5 protein-coding genes are annotated in these 8239 nt (G+C 75.2%); 3 read left to right on the forward strand and 2 right to left on the reverse strand.

Annotated elements, in window-relative coordinates:
- The 3 genes from Cco03nite_RS41245 to Cco03nite_RS41255 form a co-directional block, all read left to right on the forward strand.
- Nucleotides 1-324: GDSL-type esterase/lipase family protein (locus Cco03nite_RS41245; RefSeq protein ID WP_373314454.1), on the forward strand; the 324-nt coding region annotated here is incomplete at its 5' end.
- Between the two features lie 4 nt (nt 325-328).
- On the forward strand, nt 329-3514 hold the full coding sequence (locus tag Cco03nite_RS41250; RefSeq protein WP_203699499.1) for an AMP-binding protein: 3186 nt from the start codon (nt 329-331) through the stop codon (nt 3512-3514).
- Nucleotides 3511-6495, forward strand: a complete 2985-nt coding sequence (locus tag Cco03nite_RS41255; protein ID WP_203699500.1) for a non-ribosomal peptide synthetase — start codon at nt 3511-3513, stop codon at nt 6493-6495. Before Cco03nite_RS41250 ends, Cco03nite_RS41255 begins: the two co-directional genes overlap by 4 nt.
- Before the next feature lie 4 nt (nt 6496-6499).
- Here the strand turns inward: Cco03nite_RS41255 and Cco03nite_RS41260 are convergent, their stop codons facing one another.
- Nucleotides 6500-7249 carry a hypothetical protein gene (locus Cco03nite_RS41260; RefSeq protein ID WP_203699501.1) on the reverse strand — a complete coding sequence of 250 codons (750 nt, stop codon included), beginning with the start codon at nt 7247-7249 and terminating at the stop codon, nt 6500-6502.
- Between the two features lie 106 nt (nt 7250-7355).
- Nucleotides 7356-8000, reverse strand: a complete 645-nt coding sequence (locus Cco03nite_RS41265; protein WP_203699502.1) for a hypothetical protein — start codon at nt 7998-8000, stop codon at nt 7356-7358.
- Between the last annotated feature and the right edge of the window lie 239 nt (nt 8001-8239).

Raw genomic sequence — 8239 nt, forward strand, 5'->3', positions numbered from 1 at the left:
TTCCCGGCCGCACAGATCATCGACGGGCTGCGCCAGCTCACCCTGCAGGCCAAGGACCGCGGCCTGCGGGTGGTCGTCGCCACGCTCGGGCCGTTCGAGGGCTACTCGACCTGGACCCCGGAGAAGGAGGCCGTCCGCCAGGCCGTGAACACGTGGCTGCGCGGTGACAACGGCTTCGACGGGCTGCTCGACTTCGACCAGATCCTGCGCGACCCGGCCGCGCCGAGCAAGGTCCTGCCCGCGTACGACAGCGGGGACCACATCCACCCGAACGACACCGGCGCGCAGGCACTGGCCGCGGCCGTACCGCTCTGGCTGCTGTGATCCGATGACGCCCCGCACCCTCCCCGAACTGCTGGCCGCCCTCGCGGCGGCGCGACCCGGACATGTCGCGCTGCAACTGGCGGGCGGGGAGGGCGCGGGGCAGTCCACACTGACCGCCGGGGCGTGGCACGCCCGCGCCACGGCGGCCGGGCACGGGCTGCTCGGCAAGGGCGTCGCGCCCGGCGACCGGGTCGGCCTGGTCTTCGACGGGGCGGACTGGCTCGACTTCGCGGTCGCGTACGCGGCGGTCACCGGGATCGGCGCGGTCGCCGTGCCCCTGGCGGCGACGTCGCCCGAGGCGCGGCGCCGGGAGCTGCTCGACCACGCCGGAGCGCGCTTGGTCGTCGGCATGGGCGGCTGGGCAGTGTCCGAGCTGGACACAGGCGACCCGACGTCACTGCCGGGCACCGTCTCACCTGGACAGACGGCTCAGATCGTCTACACCTCCGGCACCACCGGCACGCCCAAGGGCGTGGCCGCGAGCCACGCCAGCCTCACCCACGGACTCGACCCGGCGCGGCCGCCGCTGGCGCACTCGCGGCACGCGCTGCACGCGTTCCCGATCGGCACCAACGCCGCGCAGACGATGCTGGTCACCGCGCTCGTCGCGCGGCCCACCGTGGTCACCGTCCCGGCCTTCGACCCCTGGGTGTACGCCCGCACGGCGCGGCTGCTGGGCGTCGGCACCCTGTTCCTGGTGCCCGCGATGGCGAGCGCGCTGCTGGAGGCGGGCGTGTTCGCCGAGTGCGACCTCGACGAGGTGCAGCTCGTGTCGTGCACCGCCGCGGCCCTGCCGCCCGCGGTCGCCCGGTCGCTCGCGGCGGCGCTGCCGGAGGCCGTGATCGTCAACAACTACACGTCCACCGAGGCCGCGCCGGCCCATACCAGCATGGTGTTCGATCCGGAGCGGCCCGCCTCGGTCGGGCGCGCCGAGGGCGGGGCGGAGCTGCGCATCCTCACCGCCGACGGCGGCCTCGCCGGGCCGGGCGAGACCGGCGAGGTGTGGCTGCGCGCCGGCGACGCGGTGCGGTCCTACCACGGTGATCCCGGCGCGAGCGCCGCCGTGTTCCGCGACGGCTGGGTACGCATGGGCGACCTCGGCTACCGCGACGCCGACGGCTACCTGTACCTCGTCGACCGCGAATCCGACCTGGTCAACGCGGGTGCGTACCGGGTCTCCACGCTGCGGGTCGAGGCGGCGCTGCACGAGCATCCGGCGGTGTCCGGCGCGGCCGTGCTCGGGCTGCCGCACCCGGTGATGGGCGCGACGGTCGCCGCCGCGGTCGAGCTGCGCGACCCGTCGGCGCTGGCGGAGTTGCGGGCGTTCCTCGCCGAGCGGCTCGCGGCGTACGAGCTGCCGACCCGGATCGTCGCGGTGGCCGCGCTGCCGCGCAACGACGGCGGCAAGGTGCGCAAAGGCGCGCTGCGGGAGGTGTTCGCGGCGGCCCCGGCCCGGGTCGCGCCCCGCACGGCGGCCGAGATCGCGCTGGCCGGGCTGTGGCGCGAGGTGCTGCGGGTGCCCGAGGTCGGCGTGGGCGACGACTTCTTCGCCCGCGGCGGCGACTCGATGCGCGCCACCCACCTGGCCGCCCTAGCCGCCGCCCGCTTCGCCCGCGACGTGCCCGTCTCCCTGATCTTCGACACCCCGCTGCTCGCCGCCCAGGCCGCCCGCCTCACCACCACACCCGCCGAGCAGCCGCCGCCCGCTCCCGCTTCCGCTGCGGCTCCGGCGCCGGCTCCGGCGAATGGCGATCGCCGTTCGGGGACGGAAAGTGAGGTCGCACCGCAGGTCGCGTCCGAAGACAGCGATCATCTCCCGGCGGCCGCGTTCCGCTCGCCGGACGGACATGCAGGCGGTGGGGCGGCCGGGGAGATGCCGCTGGCGTCCACTCAGGAGAGCATGCTGGCCTGGATGTGGGCGACGGGCGAGCCCCGGGACGTCGGGCCGATCAGCGTCGGCATCCGGGTGTACGACCAGCTCGATCCGGTGCTGCTGGAGCGTGCGCTGACCCTGGTCGCGGATCGGAACGAGGCGCTGCGGACCGTGTTCGATCGGGATCCGGCCGGGCGGCACCGGGCGCGGGTGCTCGACCACTGCCCGCCGGTGGTGACCGCCGTCGCCGCCCGCGACCTCGACCACGCCGGGCAGCTGTGCCGGGCCGACCGCGAAGGCGGCTTCGACACGGTACGCGGACCGCTGGTCCGGGCGATGATCGCTACCGTCGGCCCCGACGACCACGTGCTCGGCCTGGCCGTGCACCACCTGGTGTGCGACGGCGCGTCGATGGGGCCGCTGCTGCACCAGATCGGCGTCGCCTACGCGGCACTGCGCAGCGGCAACGCGCTTCCGGCCGCCGCCGCGGCGACGCCTTCGCGGGGCGGCGACGGGCGGCCGGCCGCGACGCCGTTGCGCGACTTCATCGCGTACACCCGGGAACGCTGGCAGACCACCCTGCCGCACTGGCGGCGGGTGCTCGACGGCGCGCCCGCTCACCTGGAGCCGTTCCGCGGGCGCCGGGAGGCGGTCCGGCTGCGCAGCGCCGAGCTGGAGTTCCCGCTGCCCGGCCCGCTCGGCGCCGGGCTGCGCCGGGCCGCCGCGGCCCAGGGCGCGACCCCGTTCATGCTGATCGCGTCGTGCTGGGCGGCGGCCCTGTCCGAGCGCACGGGCACGCACGACATCGTGCTGATGTCCCCGGTGCCCGGCCGCACCCGGCCAGGCAGCGAGGCGCTGATCGGCTGCCTGAGCCAGTCCCTGCTGCTGCGCCTGGACACCTCCGGCGCGCCGCCGGCCGCCGAGCTGCTGGCCCGGACCCGGCGCACCGTGCTGGACGCGCTGGACCACCAGCACTACCCGTTCGCCGAGTTCTACCTGCGGCACACCGGCGCGGCCTGGCTGCGGGTGGAGACCTGGGGCGGCCAGGCACACCTGCCGGGCCTGGAGTCGGAGACGTTCGAGCTGCCCCGGGCGCTCGACGCGGACTGGCCCACACCCGGAGGCCTGCCCGATCTGCAGTCACCCGAGCTGGCCGTCGTCGAGCACCCGGACGGCGGGCTGATCGCGCACCTGCTCTGGAACCACCACGCCTTCGGCCGGTCCGAGATGGACACGCTCGCCGGGCGGGTCACCGAGCTGTTCGAGCACGCGGTACGCGAGCTCGCCCCCGCCCGACCGCAGGAGGTTCCGCGATGAGCACCGCCACCCCGGCCCAGCACGGCATGTGGCTGACCGAAAGCCTCGGCCTGGCCGCCACGGCGTACCACATGCCGCTGCCGGTATGGCTCGACGGCCCGCTCGATCAAGCCCGGCTCGCGGACGCGGTCGCGGCGGCGGTCGCCCGGCACCCGGTGCTGTCGTGCGCGTTCGCCGAGGACGACGGGGAACTGCGCCTCGTCCCCGCGGCCCGGACGCCGTCGCTGCAGGTGGGAGTGGCTCCAGTCGACCTGGCGACGTTCGTCCGGGAGCGCACGCTCGCGCCGTTCGACCTGGCCGAAGGGCCGCTCATCCGCTTCGACCTGGTGCCCGCCGAACCCGACCGGCACCTGCTCCTGATCGTCGCCCACCACCTGGTCTTCGACGGCGAGTCCAAAGAGATCCTCCTCGCCGACCTCGCCACCGCCTACTCCACGGCGGCTCCCGCCGTTGCGTGTCCTGCGGGGCACGAGTCCCTGAGTGGAGGGGTCGAGGGCTCGGGGTGGGGGGAGGAGGTGTCGGCGCAGGCGGGTGAGCACTGGTCGGCGTACCGCACTCCGGGTGAGCCAAGCCTGCCGGGGCTGTGCGGGAGCACCGCGCCCGGCGCGACGGCCGGTGTGGTCGTGCCGTTCACCCTCGACGCGGCGGTCCGGGGCACCGCCGCGGAGCTGGCCGCGACGACGTTCGAAGTGGTGCTCGCCGGGCTGCTCACGCTGCTCGACCGGTACGGCGACCCGGCTCCCGTGGTCGGCGTCGACCTCGGCACCCGGCCCGCCGACGGGCACGACCGGGTGGGGCTGTTCGTCAACGAACTGCCCGTCAGCCTGCCCGCGACCGACCCGTCCGGCCCGTCCGGCCCTGCCACCGCCCGCGGGCGCGTGGCGCAGGTGCGGCGGCTGCTGCGGGAGACCTACCCGCTGCGCGCCGTGCCGCTGTCCCGGGCCGTGTCCGGGCTGGCCCCGCGTGCCGCGCTCACGCCGGTGTCGATCAGCTACCGCCGCCGGGCCCGGCCCGCGCCGGTCTTCGCCGGGCTCGGCGTGACGGTCGAGTGGACGGCGTTCCACCACGCCGCCCGCAACGCGCTGCACGTCCAGGTGCTCGACGACCCCGCCGCCCCGGACCTGCCCGTGCTGCTGCACGTCGACCCGGCCCGCCTGGACCCCGCCGACGCCGCCCGCATCGGCGTGCACCTGCGTGCGCTGCTCGACGGTTTCGCCCGCCGGCCCGACGCGCCCCTGCGCGACCTCGACATCCTCGACCTGTCCGAACACGAGCTGCTCGCCGCCTGGAACGCCACCGCTCGGCCCGTTCCCGGCCCGCAGACCCTGCACGAACTCGTCGACGCGCGGATCGCGGCACGGCCCGACGCCGTCGCGGTGGTCGCCGCCGACAGCGCGATGACGTACGCCCAGCTCGACGCCGAGGCGGCGGCTGTCGCGGCGCACCTGCGGGAACGCGGCATCGGCCCCGGCGAGCTCGTCGCCGTGTGCCTGCCTCGCACGTCGCGGCTGCTACCCGCGCTGCTCGGCGTGCTGCGCACCGGCGCGGCCTACCTGCCCCTGGACCCGGAGCACCCGGCGGCCCGCCGGGACGCCCTGATCGCCGACGCGCGCCCGGCCGCGCTGCTGGTCGCCGACGGCGACGGGGCGACGGTGCTCGCTGAGGCCACGCCCCCGACCGTCGTCGGCGACCCGCCCGTGCCGCAGCCGCACGAACCCGGGCTCTGCTACGTGATCTACACATCCGGTTCGACCGGGCGTCCCAAGGGCGTGGCGGTCGAGCACCGGAGCGTCGTCAACCTGCTGCACGCGCTGCCCGAGGTGGTGCCGACCGGGCCCGGGAACGTATGGCTGGCCGTCGCGCCCGCCGCGTTCGACATGTCGGTGCCGGAGCTGTGGCTGCCGCTGGTCACCGGCGGCACGGTCGTGCTGGCCACGGCCGAGCAGGCGCGCGACGGCGAGCTGCTGCTGAAGCTGCTGCGGCTGACCGGGGTCACCCACGCCCACCTGACCCCGTCGACGTGGCGGCGGCTGGTCGACGCGGGTTTCGCCGAGCGCGGCGTCGTCGCGGTGTGCGGGGCCGAGGCGCTGCCCGCGCCGCTCGCCGCCGAGCTGCGGGCGCGGACGAAATGCCTGGTCAACCTGTACGGCCCGACCGAGACGACGGTGTGGTCGACCGCCGCGGACCTGACCGGGGACGGGCCGGTGACGATCGGCCGCCCGCTGGCCAACACGACGGCGTACGTGCTGGACGCCGGGCTTCGCCCGCTGCCGTACGGCGTGGTGGGGGAGCTGTGCCTGGGCGGGACCGGGGTCGCCCGCGGTTACCTGGGCCGTCCCGAGCTGACCGCGGAGCGTTTCGTCGACACCGAGTGGGGGCGGCTGTACCGCACCGGTGACCGGGTGCGCCGGCTGCCCGACGGGTCGCTGGAGTTCCACGGCCGCGCCGACGACCAGCTGAAGGTACGCGGGCACCGGATCGAGCCGGGGGAGGTCGAGGCGTTCCTGCGGGCGGCGGAGTCGGTCGTGGACGCCGCGGTGACGGTGTCCGCGGATGGCGACGCGCTGGTGGCGTACCTCGTCGGCGCGCCCGACCCGGCCCGGTTGCGTGAGCGGCTGGCGGCCGGCCTGCCCGGATACCTGGTGCCGTCGGTGTTCACGCTGGTCGAGCAGCTGCCGCGCAACGCCAACGGCAAGCTCGACCGGGCCGCGCTGGCCGGGCTGGCGGGCGCGCCGCTGGTGCCCGAGGTGTCGGCGCAGCCCTACACGGGCCTGGCGCTGCAGGTGTACGAGATCTGGCGGGAGGTGCTCGGGCACGGCGAGATCGGGCCCGACGACGACCTGTTCGACCTCGGCGGGCACTCGCTCACCGTCACGAAGATCGCGGCCCGGCTGCGCCGGCGGCTCGGCGTCGACCTGCCGCTGCACGTCTTCTTCGACACCCCCACCATCAACGGCATCGTCGCCGCCGCGGACCGGTGACGGCTCACGTGTCGAAGGTGCCGTCCCACGGCGGCGCGAACATGATGTCCATCGGGTAGAAGCTGACCCGGGGCTCGCCGTGCTCCGCGGTCTGGTCGACGAGTTCCCAGGCGATGTCGCCCTCGCGCACGGAGAACGGGCGGACCGCGATGTCGCCGTACGCGACGTCGGGCAGTTCGGCGATGAGGCGCTCGCGCAGCTCATGCGCGTCGTCGAGCGGCACGTCGTTGTGGATCCGGGAGCCCGTGTACGCCCCGGTGTGGTCGAACAGGAGCAGCGCCACGCCGATGTCACCGATCGCGTTGAGGTGCGTGCCGTGGACGATCGCGAAGAACTGGCCGTCGGCGTACCGGCCGATCCGGTTGGTGCGCCCGTGGTCGGGCTCGTAGGCGATCCGGATCAGCGCGGGCGGCGTGTCCGGCTCCGGTGGCGGCGCGGCAGAGCGCCACTCGCATGCCTCCTGCCAGCCGTCGCGGCCGAGGTTCCAGGCCAGCATCGCCGCGAACGCGGCGTCGAACGCGACCGGGTGGGCCAGGACGGCCGGGCTTTCCTGCCCCTCCTGGGCGAGCAGCCAGTATCCGTCGTGCAGCCGCCACGCCTGGATGAAGTCGTCGTCGTCGCCGTTACGCACCAGCGCCACCGAGCCGCCCCAGGGCCGGTCGCCGAGCTGTTCCAGGAGCACCCACAGCAGCCCGCCCGACGGTTGCTCGTGCGTGCCCTCGCGGTGGTACAGCGTGATGTGCGGGTCGCTCATGAAGATCCTTCCGATCGTCCGGGCTGAGGATAGCGCCGGACCATCGGATCGGTCGGCCCCGTCGGGTCCCGCCGCCGGTGGCGGACGGGACCCGACGGGGCCGCGGTCACGGCGTGTAGGGCTCGTCCGTGTGGGACTGCTCCTTGAGGATGCTGCCGTCGGCGGCGTACACGGCGGTGCGCCGGACGCTGACCACCGCGGACCCGGCGTCGGCGGGCCGGGTCAGGTAGACCAGGGTGAGCTTGCGGTCGGCGATCGCCACCGACTCGATCGGGTCGCGGTCGGCGAGCACGAAGTGCACCACGCACTGCGCCCGGTCGTCGGGCTTGGCGCAGACCATGACGCCCCAGTACCGGCCGGTGGTGTCCACCACGCTGCTCATGATCGTGCCGACGGTGACGGTGCCGAGCTCGCCACCCAGGTCGCCGGTCGCACACGGCTTCTGCACCGCGAGCACCAGGCCGTCCTCGCCGGAGAACATGCCCTCGGTCAGCGGGGCGCCGTCCTTGCCGAACGCGTAGTAGGGGTCGATCAGGCCGCGCACCATCGCCTCCTTCACCTCGGCGCAGGTCGGCGCGGGCACGGCGGGCGGCGCGGCGCCGGCGGGCGCGTCCGGCGACGGGGTCAGCACGGTGACCGCGCTGGGCGCGGCCGACGGCGGCTCGCCGCCGGACTTGCAGGCGGCGGCCAGCCCGGTCAGGGCGAGGATCGGGATCATCAGCAGGGCGGCACGGCGGGGGTGGAGCGGCATGGGGTGGTCCTTCTGCGGCAGCGGAACGGAGCGTTGGCCACTGCACGATAGGGGCGTCCGGGCGGCACCGGCGTCGTGCCGTCGCCAGCACGACAGCGGCAGGTCGCGCCGCGCCCGGCATCGTATCGATGGGAAGGGCACCTTCTACAACGCATGGCGATAAGAAGGTGCCCTTCCTTTGGGTGGTCGGGGGGGACAGTGGTGGGGGCGGGCGTTCGTCGTCGCGGACGAACGCCTGG

Origin of the sequence: Catellatospora coxensis (assembly GCF_016862635.1) — a bacterium.
GTDB lineage: Bacteria > Actinomycetota > Actinomycetes > Mycobacteriales > Micromonosporaceae > Catellatospora > Catellatospora coxensis.